Annotated in this window: 21 protein-coding genes and 3 pseudogenes; 4 read left to right on the top strand and 20 right to left on the bottom strand. The window is 51.8% G+C overall.

What is annotated here, in order from left to right:
- The 4 genes from ABU190_RS12345 to ABU190_RS12330 all read right to left on the bottom strand — a co-directional run bounded on the left by ABU190_RS12345 (position 1) and on the right by ABU190_RS12330 (position 4,237).
- On the bottom strand, positions 1-870 hold the full coding sequence (locus ABU190_RS12345) for a carbohydrate ABC transporter permease (RefSeq protein ID WP_052249243.1): 870 nt from the start codon (positions 868-870) through the stop codon (positions 1-3).
- Entirely contained in the window at positions 848-1,750 is a 903-nt protein-coding gene (locus tag ABU190_RS12340; protein ID WP_354691466.1) for a sugar ABC transporter permease, read from the bottom strand. The genes ABU190_RS12345 and ABU190_RS12340 overlap by 23 nt, the downstream gene beginning before the upstream one ends.
- Positions 1,751-1,965: 215 nt before the next feature.
- Entirely contained in the window at positions 1,966-3,294 is a 1,329-nt protein-coding gene (locus ABU190_RS12335; RefSeq protein WP_354691465.1) for an extracellular solute-binding protein, read from the bottom strand.
- On the bottom strand, positions 3,281-4,237 hold the full coding sequence (locus ABU190_RS12330) for a TauD/TfdA family dioxygenase (RefSeq protein ID WP_354691464.1): 957 nt from the start codon (positions 4,235-4,237) through the stop codon (positions 3,281-3,283). The genes ABU190_RS12335 and ABU190_RS12330 overlap by 14 nt, the downstream gene beginning before the upstream one ends.
- Positions 4,238-4,849: 612 nt before the next feature.
- Here ABU190_RS12330 and ABU190_RS12325 point away from each other — a divergent pair.
- Positions 4,850-5,131: a flagellar transcriptional regulator FlhD gene (locus tag ABU190_RS12325; RefSeq protein WP_296415439.1), complete on the top strand. Its 282-nt coding sequence runs from the start codon at positions 4,850-4,852 to the stop codon at positions 5,129-5,131.
- A 235-nt stretch (positions 5,132-5,366) separates the two neighbouring features.
- The gene (locus tag ABU190_RS12320) at positions 5,367-7,019 is read left to right on the top strand and encodes an EAL domain-containing protein (RefSeq protein ID WP_354691463.1); all 1,653 of its coding nucleotides are present in this window, start codon (positions 5,367-5,369) and stop codon (positions 7,017-7,019) included.
- Between the two features lie 70 nt (positions 7,020-7,089).
- Here ABU190_RS12320 and ABU190_RS12315 read toward each other — a convergent pair whose 3' ends face one another.
- From ABU190_RS12315 to ABU190_RS12260, 12 genes and pseudogenes are all read right to left on the bottom strand, one after another.
- A complete protein-coding gene (locus tag ABU190_RS12315; protein WP_354691462.1) occupies positions 7,090-7,842 on the bottom strand; it encodes an IucA/IucC family C-terminal-domain containing protein in 753 nt (250 codons plus the stop codon).
- Complete coding sequence (locus ABU190_RS12310; protein ID WP_354691488.1) at positions 7,829-8,626, bottom strand: ABC transporter ATP-binding protein; 798 nt, start codon at positions 8,624-8,626, stop codon at positions 7,829-7,831. Before ABU190_RS12310 ends, ABU190_RS12315 begins: the two co-directional genes overlap by 14 nt.
- A gap of 11 nt (positions 8,627-8,637) precedes the next feature.
- Positions 8,638-9,669, bottom strand: a complete 1,032-nt coding sequence (locus ABU190_RS12305) for an iron ABC transporter permease (RefSeq protein WP_354691461.1) — start codon at positions 9,667-9,669, stop codon at positions 8,638-8,640.
- Positions 9,659-10,645, bottom strand: a complete 987-nt coding sequence (locus ABU190_RS12300; RefSeq protein ID WP_354691460.1) for an iron ABC transporter permease — start codon at positions 10,643-10,645, stop codon at positions 9,659-9,661. The genes ABU190_RS12305 and ABU190_RS12300 overlap by 11 nt, the downstream gene beginning before the upstream one ends.
- Positions 10,642-11,553 carry an iron-siderophore ABC transporter substrate-binding protein gene (locus tag ABU190_RS12295; protein ID WP_354691487.1) on the bottom strand — a complete coding sequence of 304 codons (912 nt, stop codon included), beginning with the start codon at positions 11,551-11,553 and terminating at the stop codon, positions 10,642-10,644. Before ABU190_RS12295 ends, ABU190_RS12300 begins: the two co-directional genes overlap by 4 nt.
- 33 nt (positions 11,554-11,586) lie before the next feature.
- Positions 11,587-13,656, bottom strand: a complete 2,070-nt coding sequence (locus tag ABU190_RS12290) for a TonB-dependent receptor (protein WP_354691486.1) — start codon at positions 13,654-13,656, stop codon at positions 11,587-11,589.
- 465 nt (positions 13,657-14,121) lie between these two features.
- Entirely contained in the window at positions 14,122-14,964 is an 843-nt protein-coding gene (gene wcaA / locus ABU190_RS12285; RefSeq protein ID WP_354691485.1) for a colanic acid biosynthesis glycosyltransferase WcaA, read from the bottom strand.
- Positions 14,965-15,048: 84 nt separating this feature from the next.
- Positions 15,049-15,213: pseudogene (locus tag ABU190_RS12280) on the bottom strand (pentapeptide repeat-containing protein); the annotation flags it as partial.
- A 429-nt stretch (positions 15,214-15,642) separates the two neighbouring features.
- Complete coding sequence (arsC, locus tag ABU190_RS12275; RefSeq protein WP_354691459.1) at positions 15,643-16,068, bottom strand: glutaredoxin-dependent arsenate reductase; 426 nt, start codon at positions 16,066-16,068, stop codon at positions 15,643-15,645.
- Positions 16,069-16,075: 7 nt separating this feature from the next.
- A pseudogene (locus ABU190_RS12270) lies at positions 16,076-16,203 on the bottom strand (ArsB/NhaD family transporter); the annotation flags it as partial.
- Positions 16,204-16,294: 91 nt separating this feature from the next.
- A complete protein-coding gene (locus ABU190_RS12265) occupies positions 16,295-16,792 on the bottom strand; it encodes a DUF1003 domain-containing protein (protein WP_354691458.1) in 498 nt (165 codons plus the stop codon).
- A 414-nt stretch (positions 16,793-17,206) separates the two neighbouring features.
- Positions 17,207-17,770 (bottom strand): GNAT family protein, encoded by a 564-nt coding sequence (locus tag ABU190_RS12260; protein WP_354691457.1) that lies wholly within the window; start codon positions 17,768-17,770, stop codon positions 17,207-17,209.
- Positions 17,771-18,052: 282 nt separating this feature from the next.
- Here ABU190_RS12260 and ABU190_RS12255 point away from each other — a divergent pair, with 282 nt between their 5' ends.
- The gene (locus ABU190_RS12255; protein ID WP_354691456.1) at positions 18,053-18,631 is read left to right on the top strand and encodes a YceI family protein; all 579 of its coding nucleotides are present in this window, start codon (positions 18,053-18,055) and stop codon (positions 18,629-18,631) included.
- 45 nt (positions 18,632-18,676) lie between these two features.
- On the opposite strand, the gene ABU190_RS12250 is transcribed toward ABU190_RS12255, so the two are convergent.
- The 4 genes and pseudogenes from ABU190_RS12250 to ABU190_RS12235 form a co-directional block, all read right to left on the bottom strand.
- Positions 18,677-19,477: a hypothetical protein gene (locus tag ABU190_RS12250; RefSeq protein ID WP_354691455.1), complete on the bottom strand. Its 801-nt coding sequence runs from the start codon at positions 19,475-19,477 to the stop codon at positions 18,677-18,679.
- The gene (locus ABU190_RS12245; RefSeq protein ID WP_354691484.1) at positions 19,474-19,989 is read right to left on the bottom strand and encodes a sigma-70 family RNA polymerase sigma factor; all 516 of its coding nucleotides are present in this window, start codon (positions 19,987-19,989) and stop codon (positions 19,474-19,476) included. Before ABU190_RS12245 ends, ABU190_RS12250 begins: the two co-directional genes overlap by 4 nt.
- A 22-nt stretch (positions 19,990-20,011) precedes the next feature.
- The gene (locus ABU190_RS12240; RefSeq protein ID WP_354691454.1) at positions 20,012-20,557 is read right to left on the bottom strand and encodes a tetratricopeptide repeat protein; all 546 of its coding nucleotides are present in this window, start codon (positions 20,555-20,557) and stop codon (positions 20,012-20,014) included.
- 91 nt (positions 20,558-20,648) lie between these two features.
- Positions 20,649-20,801, bottom strand: a pseudogene (locus tag ABU190_RS12235) (cytochrome b); the annotation flags it as partial.
- Between the two features lie 227 nt (positions 20,802-21,028).
- On the opposite strand from ABU190_RS12235, the gene ABU190_RS12230 reads away from it, so the two are divergent.
- Complete coding sequence (locus tag ABU190_RS12230) at positions 21,029-21,337, top strand: NIPSNAP family protein (RefSeq protein WP_354691453.1); 309 nt, start codon at positions 21,029-21,031, stop codon at positions 21,335-21,337.
- Positions 21,338-21,517 lie beyond the last annotated feature (180 nt).

Below are 21,517 nucleotides of genomic sequence, written 5' to 3'. Positions count from 1 at the left end.
TTAATCCTTAAGTCCACCAGCGGTTAAGCCCTGTACCAGATAGCGCCGCACCAGTAGGGTGAAGGCAACCACCGGCAACATCACCAGCGTGCCGCTGGCGGCGATTTTGCTCCACTCCCACCCTTCGTATTGCAGGAAATTCACAATGGCGACCGGGGCGGTAATGGCGTTAGTACGGGTTAAAATCAGGGCGTAGAAAAAGTCGTTCCACGAGAAGATGAAACAGAGAATGGCAGTCGCCGCGAGGCCCGGTTTGACCAGCGGCAGCGACACCCGCCAGAAACTGCCCCACAGGGAGCAGCCATCCATCCACGCCGCCTCTTCCAGCGTGACCGGAATGGCGGCAAAGAAGGTCTGCATCAGCCAGATAACGACCGCCAGGTTAAAGGTGAGATAGACAATCGCCAGTCCGATGATGGTGTCCTGCAGGCCAAGCCAGCGAAAGGCGAGAAAGAACGGAATGGTAAAGGCGATGGGTGGCGCCATGCGCGTCACCAGGATCCACAGCGCCACATAACGACGGGCGCGAAAGCGCCAGCGCGTCAGCACCCAGGCGGCTGGCACGCCGAGCAGGAGCGAAAATACCGTGGAAATCACGCTGACCATCAGGCTGTTGCCAAACGGCTGCAGGAAATTCCCGGCAATCAACTGGCGATACGCCTCCAGCGTGGGCGTGAAAAACAGCGTCAGGTCGAACGCATCCATCGACGGGCGCAACGACATGATGACCATCCACAGGAAAGGTGCGAGAAACAACACCAGCAGCAGTAACGCCGCCAGCGTGCGCTTGCCTTTGAAACGCCACTTTTTGCGCCGCGTAACGGTGAACGCGAGCGGACGGCGTTCATCAGTGTGCTGTACTGTCATCATTCCACCCCGCACGGCCAATCAGCCAGCTTAAAATAAACACCCCAACCAGGATCACCACCGCGATGGCGCTGCCGTATCCCCACCAGGAAAAGTTAAAGGCCTGAATAAAACCGTAGTAGTTAGTGACTTCTGTCACCGAGCCCGGTCCGCCGTCCGTGAGGATGTAAATCAGCGGAAAAGCTTTGAAACTGTCGATCAGACGAAACAGAATGCACACCGCCAACACCGGTTTGAGGTGCGGCAATACGATGTAGCGGAAGATGTTGAACGACGAGGCACCATCGAGGCTTGCCGCTTCACGCGGTTCACTGGGTACCATTTGCAGGGCCGCCAGTACCATCAGCATGGTGAACGGAAACCACTGCCAGACATCCGCTACAACTATCGCCCACAGCGCGGTGTCCGGGTTGGCGATAAGCGAGTTCAGCGGCAGGTTGATGCGCTCCAGAATCTGGTGCAGCGGGCTGATGTCCGGGGTGTAGATAATTTTCCAGATCAGCGCCACGATAATCGGCGGCAGCACCATAGGAATGAGCAACAAGGTACGCACCCCGTTGAGCAGCCGCGATGAGCCATTCAGCAGCAGCGCCAGCAGCAGTCCGATCAGCACCTGGAAGAAGACGCTCACCACCGATAGCTTAAGCTGCGTCACCAGCGAGTTGAGAAAGCGGTCGTCATGCAGCAACTGCTGATAATTCACCAGTGGGTTGCGAAAGGTGAATGTCGCTTCCGGATTAGTCAGGCTGAACGGCGTGAGGCTGGTGACCAGCAGCGCCGCTGCCGGAACCAGGGTTAACAGCGTCAGCACCACAAGCGACGGCGATAACCCGAGCAGCCATGCGTAATGCTGGCGCTGACGCCAGCTTTTGACTTGTGCCATCGTTTCAATTCCATAGAGCCTGAACTACAGGCGTAATTGTTGCAGGCAGTTTGGACCCGGACAGCGCGGAACAACCGGAGCGTACTTGAAGTACGTGAGGATTATTAGCTTCGCACACCCTCCGGGCCGCCCTAACGGGCGTTCAAAACGCTATGCGTTTTGTGTGAGCACTGCCCAGGGCCAAAATGGCAAATAAAATAGCCTGTATTCAGGCTCTAAATCTTCGCCCCGGCGCGTTTTAAATCCGCAATCGTCCCGGCCTGCGCCTGGGCCATCGCCTCTTTTGCCGAAAGCTGGCCGGAGGCAATCAGCGCAATGGCTTTGTTCAATTGCTGGTCAACCTGCGGATAAAACTCCACGGTGCGGTATTTCATGTAACCGCCCCTGCCCGCCTGGTCGATGGCATCAATGGAAAGCTGCGCCAGATCCACGCCGTTGATCACCTGCTTAGAACGGAACACCGGCGAGTCGATATCACTACGGCGAGTCGGTGAACCGTATCCGGCGGCCAGCGTGCGTGCCGTGTTCTGTTTCGAAAGCGCCCACTGGATAAACGCCCACGCCGCCTCTTTATTTTTCGAACCTGCCGGGATACCCAGCGCATGGGTCGCCATGCCGGGGAACCACCCTTTTGGCCCGTTGACCATTGGGCCAAAATGAGCCGTGTTCAGGGTGCGCGAGCTTTCCGCGTTGCCCAGTTGTGCAAGGTAGGTCTGGCTGGCGTCAGAGACGTTCACCCTTCCCTGTTTTAGCGCCTGCAAGGACTGGTCGGCGGTATAGGTGATGCCGCCGTTCGGGCCAAACTCGCGAATAAGGCGGGCAAAATAGTCAGCCGCCTGCACCGCTTCCGGGGTATCCAGCGTCGGGAACAGGTCATCCGGCGGCGCGCGGAACACGTTGCCGCCAAAGGCCTGCAGATAGGGAATAAAGGTCCAACCATAGTGGTTGTCGGTGACATACCCGGCGACGCGCTCTTTCTTGTTCACCGCCTGTAGAACCGTCACCAGATCATCGGTGGTTTTCGGGAATGCCAGCCCGGCCTGTTGAATCAGGTCATAGCGTGAGGCCCCGGTCAACATGGCTTCCACCACATAAGGGATGCCGTACAGTTTGCCATCGCGCCCGGTTTCCGCCGCCAGGGTAGCAGGCAAAAAATCCTGTAACCCCCAGTCAGCCGGCGTGAGATTGGGATTAGCGACAAACTCATCCAGCGGGGTCAGCCAACCCGCGTTGATCCAGCGGCTGGTGTAGATAAAGGTAACGTTGACCACGTCATAGGCCGACCCGCGTGTCGACAGTTCGAGGTCGGCACGCTGGTTGTAAACCGGAAAGGCGGGCGTATCGAGCTGCACTTTTGCCCCGGTCAGGGCTTCAAATTCCGGCAGCCACTGGCGAATCAGTTGCGGCCAGGCGGTACTGAACGTGGAGACATTGAGCGTCACGCCATCATATTTGCGGGCCACATTTGCCCCCCGCGCGATAGCCGGGATCATGCTGTAGACCCCGAACGCCGCCATGGCTTTGAGTAAATCACGACGCTGCATAGTTCACTTCCCTGTCTGGGGTATCGTTTACGGCATCCTGCGGACGGGTTACGGTGCGGCTACGGCTGCCGTCAATGGCGACGGCAGGTTCGCCTTCAATGGTGACGCGACGGACCAGACGTGGCTGGTTGCCATAATCATTAACGGCGTAATGCTGAGTGCTGCGGTTATCCCAGATAACCACATCGTCCTGCTGCCACTGCCAGCGCACGGTATTTTCCAGGCGGGTAATGCGGTTTTGCAGTAATTCAAAAAGCTGCGCCGATTCACGGCTGTTAAAGCCGACCAGCTTTTTCACAAAGTGACCAAGTAATAAGGCGCGCTCGCCGGTTACTGGATGAACATGCACCACCGGATGTTCCGCTTCCCATACGGAAGAGACAAAAACATTTTTATGGTGATTAAGGCGATGTTCTTCGGTGACAATACGTTCTGCGCCGTAATCGTAATTATTACTGTGAATAGCGCGCAGTGTGCCGACAAATTGTTTTAACGATTCCGGCAATAATTCATAGGCTAATGCGGTATTCGCCCAGACGGTATTACCGCCATATTCCGGGATGGTGACACCGCGCAGAATGGATATTTTCGGGAAAGCATCCACAAAGGTGACATCGGTGTGCCAGGAGTCTGCCCGCCCACCGCCTTTTGAGGCATCCAGCTCGAACAATTTGGTGCCCGCAGGCGACGGCACCGTAGGATGCGCCACGATCTTACCCAGACGCGCACCGAAGGCCTGATGGGCTTCGTCGGTCAAATGATGCTGTTTACGGAAGAATAAAACCTTATATTTTACGAGTGCATTTTCAATTTGCTGAATATGGTTATCATCGAGGTCAGCCGAAAGCGAAATATTGCGTATCTCCGCACCAATATTTCCGGCAACGGGGTGAATATCCAGTAAATCAGTATCGTGACGGGCAATGCGCTGGGTTGAGGTCATGGTTGTTTTCCTTCAAAATTGTCCGGAAATCAACTCTAGTAATAAACGAAGTGTGACTAAAAAGACTTTTTGGTAATAAATATATTAACCGCTTACGCATAAGCTAAGCTGGAAAATGCAATTAGAGGCATTGCTGGTGAAATACACTGTCTTTTTATATTAATTTGGGGAAATGGTTTTTGATCCTGGTCAGATTAAGGGTTCATACCACCTCGCTTTCGTATATGCGAAATATGGGAATAGAGGCGTTGCAGGGTGCAATATTAATATGTGCCGGATGAAAATAGTGAGTTTCTGGTGCGCGGATGAGCCTTAGTGATGTGGGCAACTGCCAGGGCAGCGTAGATGCCGCGTAAAACAGGTAATGATATATTGTCGGCCATCAGACTTTCTCTGTTGCAGGAACATAATTTCCGTAACGCCAACGCGAATGACTTTCATTATTAACTCATTCTCAGAATGGTATACCGACAATATTTTGCGGTACCTATAAACGCATTGTGAAAAGTATGTAAATTTTCACACGAAAGTTGTATTTTGCATGTATCATATCAGGTAGCGGTTTTCTCCTGCTGCACACCTCTTTCTTCCGTTTTTTAACCCGGCGTATAAATGACCACACAAGTTTCTGTCCTTAAAGAAATTCACAACCTTAATTTGTCATATCTTTTACTGGCTCAACGCGTAGCCGCTGAAGATGTCAAACAAGCCGAAAGCTTTTTAAACATGGACATTGAGTTAATTCAGACGGTTAAGCAACTGACCGCCACGCAAATACTCGCACTGGCGCAGACAAATCAGTGCATCATTAAAGTCAAACCAAACCTGATCACCCCCCTTGCTGAACCGACAGGGGCTCAGGCCATTCACGGTCAATCTCAGCGTCGGCTTTAGGGTATTTCTCTTTCTAAATATTTACAGGTGTGGAATATTTTATTGTTCCGTGACTTTTTACGGGAGCCACTCTTTTAAAAAATCCTCTTTGAAACTGTGCTTTTTTTTGCAATTTATTGTGCCTGGTCACTGGCGTTGACGACGCTCGAGGGAATGCACAGCGATAACAGATAAAGTCCCGAGCAGTGTGGCCGATAATCACAATAAGTACGCTTTACCTCTCAGGTCGGAGTGCATGACTGGGATAGAGTTAATACTGTACAAAGCGTGCGCGCCGGATAACCATAACGACAGGGGAATGTTGTCAACAATGCCACTGCAAATACTGAGAACTCTCCACCACAGGATCGGCATTTACGCATTATCGATAGTGTTAACCTTCGGTGCCCTGTATGGCGCAGGCCTGGGGGTATACTATATCTATACCCATGAAAAACTAGAAGATTATGCTGAATCCATTCTGGCGCGCAGCAACAGCCTTATCTCGCAAGTCAAACTGATTGACGGACTGCGACAGGAGTTTGCAGTCTATGCGCCATGCAGTGATCAATACCAGCAGGTGCTACGTAAACGGCTCTGGCCTTACCCACTTATCAAAGATATCGCCTATGTTGAGGATGAGAAAATTGTCTGTTCGGCCCTGTGGGGAAAACTGAGCGCGCCGCTTTCGTTGAATATGTTCAGAAATAAGGTCAACCGGGGAAGCTATACGTGGGTCTTTGATGCGCAAATTGAAGAAAACATTACGGCAGACGTCTTTTATACCAGCAACTTCGCCATAACGGTGTCACCTTTTGCCTTCCAGCGTTTCTGGGAGGAAGCCAACAAGATGGATTTTGATGCCATCATAGGTGATTTCAAACATGAAAATCATTTTTTCATGATTGGAAAAAACACACAATTACTGGAGTCGGTAGAACATAACAGAGAGCATTCCTGGTTGTATTTTACGGAGCATGCCTGTAATAGTACGAATGACATTTGCGTTATTGCCGGGACATCACTCCCTTTATTTTTCAAAAACAATTTGTATATCCTGATTTCTCTGTTTAGTGCATCGCTTATCATCGGTCTGTTGATTGGCGCGCTGTACGTTAATAACGTGTCACATAAAGAGTCTTTACTTTCCCGACTGAAACACGCAATCGAAAACCGCGAGTTGCATTTTGTCTATCAACCCATCTACAGGCTTAAAGACCGCCAAATAACCGGCGTCGAGGTACTGTTACGCTGGACGGACCCTCAAATCGGACGTATCGGCCCGGATATATTTATTCCTCTCGCGGAAAAAAATGGCTTAATAAATAAGATTAGCCTGTATGTGGTTGAGCATTCCATCAAAGAGTGTGCTCCGGTACTGCTGAACAGCGATATCACCCTTAGCATCAACGTCAGTTGCGCGGATATCTGTTCCGAGGTGTTTCGTGAAAAACTACTCAGCACGTTAAAAGATGAAAACGTTGCAGGCGAATCGATTATTCTTGAAATTACAGAAAGACAAAGTTCCGGTACAGAAGATATTAAACGCTCAATGGACCTGTTTAAGGGGACCGGTATTATGTTTGCCCTCGACGATTTCGGAACCGGTTATTCAAATCTGAACTGGCTTTCCTTGCTTGACGTGGGCGAAATTAAGATTGATAAGTCGATAACGGATTCAATAGGAACAGAGTCCACCAATAAAGATATTCTTCCTGGTCTGATAGAGATGTTTAAAAACATACCTAAAATAGTGGTCTTTGAAGGGGTTGAGACAGACATACAGTATCAGTTTCTGAAAGATAACGTACCTGGAGGCTGCGCGCAGGGGTGGTACTTTGCAAAAGCGGTTCCTTTAAGCGAACTCCGTAGCGTCCTTGCAAGTCCCTGCGGCTCATTGCCTGCCTGAGTTTTTCGCCCTGGCGGGCCCGCGCTGTATGACACCGATAAGCTCCCGCCCTCAATCGCTGCGCACACAATCAGAACGACGTTGCCTTGCACAGCGGGCAATTGTGACAATACTCCACAGGTTGCACCGTTTTGTAATAAAAACAGCAGGTGCGGCGAAAGCGCACCCTGTTTCCCGCCACGTCTTTTTGCAGGGGTCGACGAAAACGTGTGAGCGGGTTCCATGGCAGGCCAAACAGTGACGAGTCAGCCTCTTCCAGCAGCCAGGCAAAATCCGCCTGCTGGCGCTTCTCCTGATCGGCGCTAAGCCCCTCCATCCGCCCCTGATATAAGGAGTAGACCCGCACAGCGGTATTTTCCCAGAGAATGTGCTCCGGCAAACCGCTCACCTGTGACAAGCTTTGCCACAGCGGCGCGAAAAACGTTCTGAATAAGGTACTGACAACGGTTTCACGCCACGCATCACGCGCACCCGGGGCGTACCCCGTCGCCGTAATATCGGCGGGCAACGACGATGTCCACAAACCGTTATCGTGCGCATATTCCAGTCGACACGCCGTGAGTGATAACGGCAGGCCTTTATCAAACACACTCATCGCGTAAAGCACACTCCCGGATGCGAGAAATGCCACTCTTTTGGCGAAAAGTGACGCGGCAATCGCCAGGTCCGGCGCACCGATAAGCGGCATCACGCGCGCAAGTACCTCCCGACAGGTTTGCGCATCCCGCAGTGCCTCGCCCGGCACGCTTCGCCAGTCTGCCTGTGCGAGTGAACGCAGGCGAAACACGGTTTGCAGGTACGTATGTTCCTCAATCGTCAGCATGGGACTCTCCCGGAAAAGGAATGCACAACGGCGTATGGAAGAAAGGATCGTCAATAATCCGACAGCGCAAATTAAACACTTTGTTCACCAGGGCTTCCGTCATGATCTGCTTTGGCGCCCCTTGCGCATACACCCGGCCTTGATGTACGGCCACCAGGTGATCGGCATAACGACAGGCCAGGTTCAGATCGTGCAGTACCATCACAATGGTTTTGCCCTGCTGCTGATTGAGGCCGCGCAACAGTTCCAGAATCTCAATCTGATGCGCCAGGTCAAGGTAGGTTGTGGGCTCGTCCAGTAACACGGTGTTTGTCGCCTGAGCCAGCGTCATGGCAATCCACACCCGTTGACGCTGCCCGCCGGATAACGCATCCACCGGGCGATGTTGCAGAGCGGTGGTTCCCGTCAGGCGTAACGCCTCCTCCACCTGCTGTTCATCTTCCGCTGACCACTGTCGCAGCCAGTTCTGGTAAGGAAAACGCCCGAGGCTGACCAGTTGACGCACGGTGATTCCCTCCGGTGCGACGGGGGTTTGCGGCAAGATGGCCAGTTGGCGGGCAATCTGCGCCGTATTGCTGGCGTGAATGTCCGCGCCATCAAGAATGACCGTCCCTGACTGTGGCGTCAGCAGTCGCGCCATGGCTTTGAGCAGCGTGCTTTTACCGCAGCCGTTGCTGCCAATCAGCACCGACACTTTTGCCGCTGGCAGGGCTAAATCCAGCGAATCGATCACCTGTTGCTGGTGGTAGCTGATGCTCAGCTTTTGCGTTGTGAGAGACACGATTTCCTCATCGGTTACGTTCGCTGCCGAATAAGCAGCCATAAAAAGAACGGCGCACCGGCCAGCGCCACAAAAACCCCGGCCGGAATATCAGCGGGCCGAAACAGGGTTCGGGCCAGCAGATCGGCGGTGGTCACCATGCAGCCTCCACAGCAAACGGTGACAAAGGCCTGGCCAAAAAAGCCCTGACGTACCACCCGCCTGGCAATGTGCGGCGCTATCAGACCGACAAAAGCCATTGCCCCCACCAGCGCAATCGCCCCGCCGGAGAGCACCACGCAGCCGAACAACAGCAGCACCCGCAGGGGATGTACTCGCACGCCGAGTCCGGCCGCCAGCTCATCATGCAATTGCAACGTTTTCAGGTAGCGCAGCAAAAAAATCACCACCGGAAGTGCCCAGAGATAAATCGTCAGCAGCCTTAGCACCTTCTCCCAGGTCGCGGCATAGACGCTGCCGCTTAGCCACACCCAGGCGGAAAAGGTGGTGGTAAGCGGGCTGAAGACCAGAACTAACGTGACGACCGCCCCTGCCAGCGCCGAGACACCCACACCGGTCAGGATCAGGCGCAGCGGCGTGAGGCCTTTACGCCATGAGAGCAGGAAAATCAGCCCAACAGCGCAGGCCGCGCCTGCCATCGCCGCCCAGGGCATCCCTGCGCTGCCGTATTGCAGGCTGAAAAAGGAGAGCCATATCAGCGCACCGGCGCTTGCTCCGGTCGTTACGCCCAGGGTATCCGGCGAGGCCAGCGGGTTACGTACCAGCGTTTGCATGATGAGCCCGGCCATTCCTAACCCGCCTCCGGCCAGTAGCGCCAGCGCCACGCGCGGTAAACGTAACTCATGCAGAATAAAACTCTGCGGACGGGCGTCAGGCTGGAACAGGAGCCAAAAGGTTTGCGGCAGCGAAATCGCTACATCGCCGATACTCAGCGCCACAAGGGTGACGAGCATGGTGATGAGTAAACAAGCCAGTAATACTGGCAGCAAACGCGGCGAGAACTGGCGTGAAAAGGGCCCCACACGGAAAAGTTGGCTATTCGGCATGGTTCCCCCTGCGCTGCGCCAGCAAAATAAAGAACGGCGCGCCCATGAGTGCCGTCATCACCCCAACCGGGACTTCCTGCGGCAAAATCACAACCCGGGCGGCAATGTCTGCAACCAGTAGCAGCAAAGCACCGAGCACGGCACTGGCCGGGAGCGACTGGCGCAGATCGCTACCAAACAACTGGCGGGCGATATGCGGCACAATAAGCCCGACAAAGCCGATGTTGCCCGCCAGCGCCACCGCGCAGCCCGCCAGCCCAACCACCAGAACGCTTGCCAGCAACCGTACCAGTGCGATGTTGAGCCCGAGCCCACGGGCAATCTCTTCGCCAGCGTTCAGCACGTTCATTTGCCCGGCGAACAGGCAGGCAGCGACCACCAACAGCACGCCAGGAAGCAGTACCGGGTACAGATGCACAAGATCATTACCCGCAAGACTGCCCGCCAGCCAGAACAGCATGGTATCGAGCGTTTCCTGGTCGATAACGAGTATCGCCTGAGTAAAGGCGTTACACAGCGCGGTAATGGCAACACCTGCCAGCACCAGGCGCAGTGGATTGAGCTGGCCTTTGCTAATGCGGCTGGTCAACCAGACCAGCGTGCCGGTGGCACACGCGCCGGTAAACGCCAGACACAATGTGACCCAGGGGGAGCTAATGGCGAAAAAACTGCCCACCAGCACAATCATCAACGCCGCACCGGCATTAACGCCAAACAGCCCCGGTGCGGCTAACGGGTTGCGGGTCAAAGCCTGCATCAAGCCCCCCGCCACCGCCAGAAAGGCCCCTACCCCCATCGCCAGCAGGGTACGCGGCAAACGTGAGGTGCGAATAATGGTATCCACAGCGCTGGTCGGATCCGCATGTAACAGTGCATTTGTTAACTGCGCGAAGGTATAAAAGCGGGTGCCTGTCATCATACTGACCACCGCCATCACCACCAGCAACAGGCCACAGAGCAGAAATCGCCCTCTCATGCTCGCCCCCTGAGTAGCGCGTACTCCACATCGTTGAGGATTTGATTCGCCCCCAGAATGCCGCCGGACAAACTCCAGGGCACGCTGTCCACGACCCATAATTGTCCCGCTTTCACCGCCCACAGTTGCTGCCAGAGCGGATGTGCCGTGAGTGTTTGATACTGCCGGGCGATCGCCGGACTGTTAGCGCGCAGTAAAATGAAAAAGATATCGGCGTCCAGCAAAGGAATATTCTCCATGCCGGAGAAACGTAACGAAGCGCTTTGCGCCTGCATCGCCTGTTCACTCCAGGCAAAACCCAGTTCGGACATCACCGAGCCCGGAAAGCTTCGCGCAACGTAGCTACGAATATGATCAGGGCGCACCTCAATCACCGAAACCTGCGGGCCGTTCGCCGTATCAAATCGCGTCCGGATAAGATTACGCAGCGTGGCAACGCGCGCATCCCAGCGCTCAAGCCGTTGTGCCGCGGCGCTTTTCATCGCCAGCTTTTCTGCCACGACCCGCAGTGTTTTTTTGAACTCAAAGACATCATCAAGCAGCGCAACAGGGGCAATTTTTTGCAACAGCGGCGCGATATCCTGGTGACGGAAGCGGGAGGCAAAAATAATGTCCGGGTTGAGCAATACGATTTTTTCCAGCGCAGGCTGCGTCTCAAGCCCGAGCTGTGGTACGCCGGAGAACTGCGGGCGCAAATAACGATAAACCGGTTTCTCCGTCCAGGACTCAACAATGCCAGCGGGTGTGACACCCAGCGCAGCCAGGCTGTCGGTCGCTCCCTGGAAAAGTGACACGGCGCGCAGCGCGGCCGGTTGACGGGCAAACAGCGTCGGTGAGATAGCACCCAGCAACAGCGACTGGAGCGCGCGGCGGCGCGTCAGAGAAAATGAGAATGTGTTTTTCATCATCATTGATACCGCCCCGGAAAGGGGCGGTCTGAGTCAAAAATCAATACCGTAGCCGAGCGTGGCTGTGCGCCCGCGTCCGGCGAAATAGCGGTCCGGATCAACAGAAGCGCTCTGGGAATAGTAGGTGACGTACTGCTTATTCAGCAGGTTAGAGATACCGAGATTCAGCTTACCGTAAGGCAGTTTGTAACCCACGGCAGCATCCACCAGCGCATAGCCCGAAAAGTCTTTCTCCGCGTCGTCGAACGCTTTACTTAACGCCCAGTTAGCCTGCAGGAACGTGCTCAATTCGGCATTCCAGTTGGCCGACCAACTGGCGATGATACGATCCGGGGAAATATTCAGACCATCGAGTTTCGCATCCAGGCTGCCGTTGTCATCGCTGTCATAACGACCGCGCATGTGCGACCAGGCTAACGTCAGCTTGTGGTCCGCATTAGGGCTGTAGCCCGCGCTAATTTCGACGCCATCAATTTCTGTTTTTTCGCGACGGGCAACAAACGCATCATTGACCAGTTCCACGCGACTCCCCAGCTTCGAGGTAGATTTGTAATAACTGGCTTCGAGGTCAAACGGGGCTTGCTGCACCCGGAACCCGACTTCACTGTTTTTCGTGACGATGGGTTGCAGGCCGCTGTAGTCATTGAGTTTTACCCCCGGTGTATCGATGCCACGCAGTACGCGCCCCACATCCGGCACGGTAAAGCCTTCGCTGTAGCTGGCAAACAGGCTGAGCGGCTCAATGGGGGTCCACACCACACCCGCGTTATAGAGCGTCTTGTCGAAGGACGGGGTTCCGCCCTCCACTTTCACACGGTCATTCGCCCACACCGTCTGATAGCTGTCGATGTTCAGACGCGCGTACTCATAACGCACACCGCCGCTTAATTTCACCGATTCAACAGGCGAAAACTCCATTTGCAGGAAAGGAGACAGATCGGTGTAATTAATTTCCGGTACATAGGTGCGCCCGGTAGACCACAAATCCTGTTTCGAGTTATCAAACAGGGTATCGAAACCCAGCGTCGCTTTGATGCGATCATCCCAGATATCGTCCCTGGTCAGCGCAATTTTACTGCCGTACTTTTCGGTATAGGCCCGGCTCTGATCGTAGAGAGTGCCAATGGGCGCAATGGCAGGATCCTGGAAAGAAGAGGAGTTGGTTGCGCCAAACAACGCTTCATAGCGCTGATAGTAAGCGAGCGCCGTCAGCTTCATGCCCGCAAGGTTATGGTTATCGTAGGTTGTGCCCACGGTCCAGACATCGTTGTGGGGGGCGCTGCCTTCCGGGTTGCCCTTCACCGAGGTGGTGAGCACGCCAGCGTCGCGGTCACCCCTCACACTGACGTAGTTATCTTTGTTTTTCAGGCGATAACGGTTGAGGCTCAACTGTATGCGCTGATCGTTATCCAGCCAGTACCCCACCTTGGCCAGCATGTCCCATGCGCGGGAATCCATCAGGTCGCCCTGCGTATTATCAACGCCAATGGCGTGATTATTCGCATCCTTAAACAGGCCCTGATCTTCATAGCTCAGTGAGAAAAGGTAATCGATATACTCTTCGCTGCCATTGATGCTGTAGTTGGTTTTATATGCCTGGGTATCACGGTCAAATTCCGCCGTCGGGGTGGTGGTTTCCACGCTGAAATGTTGGTTTACGGTACCCGGCTGCGCGCGTTTCGTGATGATATTTATCACCCCGCCCGTGGCGCCGACGCCGTTGCTGGCGTTCGCCCCTTTGATCACCTCAATGCGCTCAATCATCGATGAGTCAATGGTGTGCATTTCACGCCCTGTCGGGCGCAGCGGGTTTGACTGTGGAATACCGTCAATCATCACCAGCGGCATACGCCCGCGAAGCGTCTCTCCACTGCCGGACATTTTCTGCCGTGGAGGCGAAAATGACGGCAGTAAATTGCTGAGGATCTGTGAGGTGTCCGAGGTGATTTGCCGTTGCTGGGCAATTTCTTTTTCGCTTATTACCTTAATGACCTGCGGGGAATCATTACGTGACCCCTCCGTACGTGTCGCGCTAACAATCAGTTCATCATCACTACTTGTCGCATCCTGCGCATAAAGCGGCGACGTGAAGACCAGAGCCATCGCGCCGTATAAAGGGGAAAATCTCATGCAAACAACCCTCAATCATTATTCCCCATCTTTTTGGGGATCATTCCGTAAGAGAAACAAATAACAACAATAAGAAATATTTTGATAATGATTATCAATATCATGAATGAAATGTAAAGCAGAGATGCGAATTTTTGCGCAATGCACGGTTAACCCATTACGCAGGCGGATATGACGACTCACTGGCGGCCAGCACCGCTGCATTACCTGCGCTGCGCTAAAAAGGTTTTTCTGCAGGTTGAGGATCCGGTGACGCTCAATGGCGGACAACAGCGTGACCCGCAATAGCGGGTCGCGACATCCGGCGTGAATGAGATATTGAGAATAGCGTCCCTGCTGAGGCGCTCATCCAGAAAACGGTGATCGTGGTTGTTAAGCCCCAATAAGCTTGAGCTGAAGATGCTGACTGATCATACGCAACGGGTTGCCCGTAACGTTTTAGAATTTCTTATCCTTAAACACAGTTTGCAGCATCATGTAACGCTTAACGTTGCGTAAGCATAGTAAGCTTCTAAAAACCCGAAAAGACATCGGTTTTTTGCGAATATAGTAAAGGGTGAAAAGTTGGTATTTTTTGCTTGTCTTGTCGAACTTATCGCTATGTTTTTTATAAAAAGAGAAATAGCCCGAAAATTTCTTCCTGGAGGCAGTTATTCTTACTTCACCGTGGTTTACATAAAGAATTTGCGTGGCAAGATTCAGTTTAAACGGTCCGCCATATTGCTCTGCCAGTCGGTAAAACGCATCATAATCCTGCGCCGCGGCAAGCTGCGTATCAAAAAGGACAGTTTGCAAACGCGATGTTAAGGTGAAAACCTGATTTCCGACAATATTCTTTTTGTTAAATAATTGCTGGTTATAATCTGGTTTTGGATAAAGCCTTAAACTCTCCAGCGAGAGATAACCTGACGCATCACAAATATAATCATCGGCATATAAAAATGCATGCTGATTCAGTTTGTGTTGTTCTTTGAGAAAGGATGTTAGACGGTTTGGCAACCACTCATCATCATCGTCAATGCCAGTGATAAAATAACCATTCGCAAGCTTAATAGCCTGATTTCTCACAGCACAAGCGCCGGAGTTATAATCATTTCTGATATATTTTATACGAGGGTCCGCCAGACCATCAATAAACCCTTGAAGTTTAAGGAAATTCGGAGAGAAGTCATCAACAATGATCAACTCCCAGTTCTCGTATTCCTGTTTCAGGATCGATTCAACAGCGCGCTTTGCTAATTCCTCTCTGTTCCACGTGGGCATATAGATTGAAACCAGCAGATTGGGTTTTACTACGGAATCAGATAACGCATCTGACTCGGAAACCGTTTTGTAAAAGCTCGCATTTTCAGGATCGCTTTCCGTAAAGTTCACACCATAGCAGTTGGCATAATCAAAGATTGCCCCTTTCAAAGAGCAATAGCTAAGATTTGCTCCGCGTAAACATGCATATGAAAAATCGGCATTTCTCAGATCACTAAATGACAGATCTTCACCAGTAAAATCAGCGTTTCTAAAATTTAGCCCCATATAATTCTTAAAACGATGATCGCTTTTAAGGAATATATTTTTAATGCTCTTATTGCCATGCCGCTTAACCCTATATTCTTTTTCATAAGGGGCAGCTTTTTCATTTAAAAGCATGATTTTTTCCTGTCTTGTTCTCTCCCAGAGAGCAACAGCATATCAAGCCATTTTTAAGCGATGAATAAATTTTACAATTTATAATTCCTTTTAAGAATTTCCTTATTAACACACAGTGCGGATATTAATTTTATCTTTTTTTATCAACAAATTAAGCCAGCTTAATATAATGTGATTTCATTGCAGAGTATTAAGCTGCCAGAAACAGTTTGCGCGGTAATAGTGCCAGAACACTGACGCGATGAGCCGTCCTGAAAAGAGCGGCAGGAAGGAATGGCGAAGCCATCATAAGGGGACGTCCGCCCCCTTTGAGATTTATTTCAGACGCTGACCTGCCCCATCAATGACCTTCTCGCCATCTTCTTTAGCAAACGCCCCTTTTTGCGCATCCGGGAGAATATCCAGCACCACTTCTGAGGGACGGCACAGTTTCGTCCCCAGCGGTGTTACCACAATGGGACGATTAATCAGGATCGGATGCTGCAACATAAAGTCGATTAACTGCTCGTCAGTAAATTTATCTTCCGCAAGTCCCAGTTCTTCATACGGCTCAACATTTTTACGCAGCAGTTCCCGTACCGCGATCCCCATATCCGCAATGAGTTTGACAAGTTCATCGCGTGACGGTGGAGTCTCAAGATATTGAATAACGGTCGGTTCAGTACCGCTATTGCGGATCATCTCCAGCGTGTTACGCGACGTGCCACAGGCCGGATTGTGATAAATGGTGATGTTGCTCATATCAGTCTCATTGCAAAGTAAAAGAGAGGCGCAGCGCCAGCGCTGCTGGCGTTACAAAAGCACAGGCAGAGTCATGATGATCCCGGTGCGGAAATAATACCCCCAGGTGATGGTCATAGTCTTCTGCGAATGAATCGCACGCTGCGCAGGGGCGTTGCCCGGATAAGGCGCCCACGCCTCCATCCGGGGCTCCCCGATGCGCCTCGCTTACCGGGGCTACCCACGGCTACGGCTTGTGAAGCTCACGCTGTGCAAGCTGCAAGGCGAGTGCTTCGATACGCTCGGCCATTTCCCGGGTCAACTCGGTCAACTCGGTATTTTGTTTGAGCAATTCCAGCAGTTGCGCCGACTGTTCCTCGGCGAGTATCTGGCGCTTCGTCATTGCCTCGTCCAGATCTTCGCGGTGTTGAGCATCTGCCAGCGCATGCGCCTGATCGCGCTCCGCCTGACGGGTTTGTGCCAGCAGAATCAACGGAGCGGCATAAGCAGCCTGAATACTGAACGCCAGGTTTAGCAAAATAAAGGGATAAGGATCAAACTTCACGACGCCTGCCACGTTCAGAACAATCCACACGATCACCGCGAATGTCTGCCCAATCAGAAATGTCGGTGTGCCGAAAAAACGCGCGAAGGCTTCTGCTTTCAATGCAAACCACTCGTCGCCAAACGTATGCGTAATACCCTTAAGGGGACGATATAGCCGAAATTTTTTATCTGTATGCATATCAAAAACTTCCTGTGGGAGACGTTGCCAGGATCGCCGAAAATATTTGCCGTGGGCTCTGATGCCCTGGCATACGAAAATATACGCCAGGTATGTTATACGTTAGCTAAAGCGACTTCATAAAGCATACCTGGCCATTAACGCCGTCCACATTATCCCTTTCAGGTCATCACGTCTGATGTTTTTCTTATGTCGGCGTAGGTTCTGGTTTTGCGCATGGCTTCAATCCCTGGCGACTCATGAGTCGGGTTTTATATGAAACCGCGTGACAGAGGAAAATGGCATAGCGAATAGCAATATTTCATTATCTGAATGGCTATAAATTTCAACAAATAATAAGTTGTTGAACATCTCATACCTTTTTGCCGATACATTATCTTTCATACTCCAATTAATAATGCTTATAAACTAAACTCACACCTCCCTAGTCCATTCATTAGCAAAAATCCTGTAATGAAACTCGGTGCTTGTAGATCCTTTGAAAAAATCCGCATCTTTTAACTCATTAATTTTTTTAAGCTTCAAAGATTCCACTAAACCAATTGAGGCCAGATTACGAGAGTCAATCAGGGCATCAACATGAGATAACTTGTAATTATTAAAGAGAAAATCTATTAACATCCGTACACATTGTTTTGCGATTCCTTTTTTTTGATATATCCCAAACACATGATAAGCAATATATGCCCACCCTTTATCAACCATAATGGTTGACTGGACATACCCCAGATACGCACCAGATTTACGATGTATAATGACCCAGTTTAGCCATATTTCGCTTTTATCTGGGGAGTGACGCTGAGATATTTTCTCATAACGAGCCGTCAACTCATCCAGACTTGCAGGTGGGTTGGTCGGTATATACTTATAATCATCAATAATACATAAGCCTGCATACATTTTATGTGCATGGGACTTATCCAAAGGTTCCAGAAAATATAAATCTGACATCAGAGGCTCAATTACTTTAGAACTCATAGCGCAAACTCCATAAGACCTGACATCAAGAATGAGAGGTAACGCCACCACCTTTACCTACCCGTGAAAGTTAACATACCTGCCCATCGTTTTATTGAAACAAACCTGCCGGGTTCACATGTTCAGAGAGACTGCCTTTGAGGAAAAACGCATGCCTCAGCCCGGGTTAATCAATGACAGAGCCGGTCACGTTAACATTTTTTCACAATAACGGTGGCTCTGGAATCGAATAAAAAACACGGCTGGTGCGTTTACTCGCTAAACACATCAAGGATCATCAACATGACGCGTATCGTGCCTTGTTTCGCTCTCGTATTATTCATCAGTTCCTTTTCAGTTTGTGCCAGCCCGGCTAACTACAGTATCAACACGCAGAAAACGACGATCACCCTCTCCTGGCATGCCTTTGGGGATACTTCTGAGGCCAGCCTCGGAGATGTGAGCGGGAATATTGCACTCAATGGCGAAAACGAAGAGGGCGACAATATCAGTGTTTCCATTCCCGTGGCGACGCTAAAGGCGTCTAACCGGCTGTTAACCTGGCAGATGAAAAGCAGCCTTTTTTTTGACGCCGGACGCTATCCGAACATCACGTTCATCAGCAGCCGCGTGGTGGCTCTGGGACAGGGCCATTTTCGCATTTTTGGCACACTGGCGGTGAAGAACGTTTCGCGCCCGGTAATTCTGGATGCTTCAATGCCAGGCAAGAACAGCGGACTCACCGGGGCGGATAACCTTTTCCTGCATGCCTCAACGACGATTTCCCGCTCAGCATTCAATATGGACAGTTTCGCCACGCTGGTAGATGACAGCGTGACAATCAATATTGAGATTCAGGCCCGCCCACATCAGGCGGTATAAGCATACCCGGCAGCCCTTTACTGGCATGCCGGCGTCTCTCTTTTGCTATGAAAGCGCAGCCTGCAACGTCAGTGCGTTTTGTTTCAACTGGGAAGCAGGGTTACGGCCAATCAACACAAACTGGTATCTTCCGGAGTGCCACCAGACGATATTCATCTTATGGCGCTGCTCGTGATTCAATTCCGGGCTGGCGGGCTTGTTGCCATCCGGTGAAATACACAGCGCCATCGGGCCGTAATCGGCGTGCATCCAGGCAATTTGCGCGATCGCGGTGCTGTCATAGCGCAGCATTCGCACCATTTTCAGCTCTGCCCCGCTCAACACAAGTTGCTGCTCATTCGCCTGCAAACCTATATCTTGCGCAGTACGCGTTAATCCACGCTGCAAGGCTGATGGGGAACTGTCCGCATCCAGCAACGTTTCCGCACTGTACAAAGACATATACTGTGCCTCAAGGTCACGAATTTTTTCGCTCTCCCCCTGCTCCCGCGTTGCCGGACGTGCCAGATAGCCCAGCCCTGAGCCGATTACCAGAAAACTGAGCGAAGCTGCGATTAACGCACGTCGGCTGACGCCCGTGGCCCTGACTGCGGTTGCCGGTGGCTGGGCGAGCACGCTGGCCAGTTGCGCCTCAAGGCGAGAGTGCGGAGCCTCATTCAGGAGTGGCGCGAAGGCACTGGCAATATCTGTCTGGTTAAGCCTTAACATTTCGGTTCGTGCAGCCAGTTGTTCATCCTGACCAAGCGCGACCTCAAAGCGCTCTGCATCACTTGCATGCATTTCGCCATCCAGCCAGGCCACTATCGCCTCATCGCTGTACGGTGCTGTAAATCTCATTGATTTCAATATCGCTTCTCCTGAACAGGGTGCGGCGTGTGAATAAGCTGGGCGATTTTCGCTCTTGCCGTAGCCAGCCGGCTCATGATAGTGCCAATCGGGACAGACAAGGTGTCCGCCGCTTCCTGATAGGTAAAACCTTCGACATACACCAGAAATACCGCATTGCGCTGTGCTTCCGGCAAGGCGCTCACGTACTGCATAATTTTCCCATAGTGCAGGCGAGCCTCATCCTGTTCATTCGTATCCGGTGCCAGTAATTCATCGCTTTCGACGAACCCCTGCCCCAGGCGCACCCGGCGGGCGCGCACCTCTGAAATCCAGATGGAATGCAGGATAGTGAATAACCAACTGTCGATGCGTGTGCCGGGGGTAAACTGCGCGCTTTTTTCAAGCGCGCGGACACAGGTAGACTGAACCAGTTCTTCGGCAACCTCGCGGTTACGCGACAGAACCAGCCCATAACGCCACAGGCGTGTCAGATGTTCAGCAAGATGCTGACGGACGTCACTGGTAGTGATTTTTTTATCCTCGTACCATTACTCAGGATTCAGGATGACCGTCGATAGCGGCCTGGAGATCCCTGTACTCCTCGCAACGCTGGCCGCAAAGTGTGGCAATGGTTTTCAATTGAGCTTTTGCCAGATCAGGACGTCCTTTCACCAGCCATGCTTCACCCAGGTATTCACGTACTTTGGCATAGGTCGGATCGAGGGCGATGGAGCGCTGATAATAGCCGATACCTTCATCAGTACGCCCCAGCTTACGCGTGGCATACCCCCGGTAATTCCAGGCCTCTGCAGTATCGCCGTTTTTCAGCGTGTTGAGCAGATCCAGGGCCGCCTGATACTCCCCTTTTTTTGCCAGATGGTACGCATAACGCGTTTTATCTTCATCGCTGATCTGGCTTGTTTTCTCGGGTACGCATTGTTTTCTTGCGCTGTCATAGACCTGCCCTGTGGGGCAATCGGGCGTTTTGCTGTTGGTATTATCGTCACCTGCGGCAAAAACCGGCGTACTTAGCACAACAAACACCACAGGCACCAGACGTTGAATAAATGCGGAATGTAATAACGAAGACAGGTTCATAGTGAGCTCCGGATTAATGAAAAGCACGGCCAGGCAGCATACGACGCAGTATGCTGTCCCGTAACAGATAGTGATGAAAAAGCGCGGCCAGCAAGCCTTTTCTCAGTGGCGTCCCCCGCTCCAGTTGCTCCCAGATATGTGCGCTTGCAAACAGGAAAATGACACTGGCTCCAGTGACCCAGTGCAGTGCCAGGGTAAAGCTATCGTAGCGCTGTCTTAGCGGCGGCGGCGTTGTTGCAGTCATAAATATGATTCCATCAGTGTGTTGATGATGGATAAACGCCACGCCCTCTGAATCTATTCGATAAAAAAAGCGTTTTTTTCGTTTTTATCCCGACGCGCAGTTCAGGGCCGGAAAATAGAAATGCCGATGGCGCGGTACATCAAAGAAGAGAAACCCACGGTTTCATGAGCGTAATATGTAGTATTCTCTGAGCCATAACAGAATGTTAAATCGCGGATATGGACATTATGCCAAACGTTATTGAAGTTCTTCAGTACACCTTAAAACCCGGAACCGGTGATGCATTTCACTCGATAATGAAGTGCCAGAGCGTCCCCCTCCATACATCTTGCGGCATCAACGTCCTGAGATTTGGTAACTCACTCCATGACAACGATAACTATTACCTCGTCCGCGAGTTTCAAAATTTAGCAAAAATGGAGGCCGTTCTTGCGCAATTTTATGCGGACTCACGCTGGCGCGAGGGGCCGCGAAGCGAAATCATAAGCATGATCCAGGAAAGCCACCGTGTTGTCATGTCGGGCGACATCGCGTGAGGATCAATTTCAACCTTATGAAATCAAAGCATATTAGCCATAATTGTCCTACATAACGGGACTGATAAAGGTAGCAAGAAACGGATTTCTTCAAACCTTGACACACCCGATAAGGGTTCATACGACTGAGCAATGGGCAGAAGCGAATCTCATCGCGCCGCGTATATCGGTTCGTTCTAA

The sequence above is a fragment of the Phytobacter sp. RSE-02 genome (assembly GCF_040578655.1).
Lineage (GTDB): Bacteria > Pseudomonadota > Gammaproteobacteria > Enterobacterales > Enterobacteriaceae > Phytobacter > Phytobacter diazotrophicus.
This window is presented reverse-complemented; position numbering and strand designations above follow the sequence as displayed.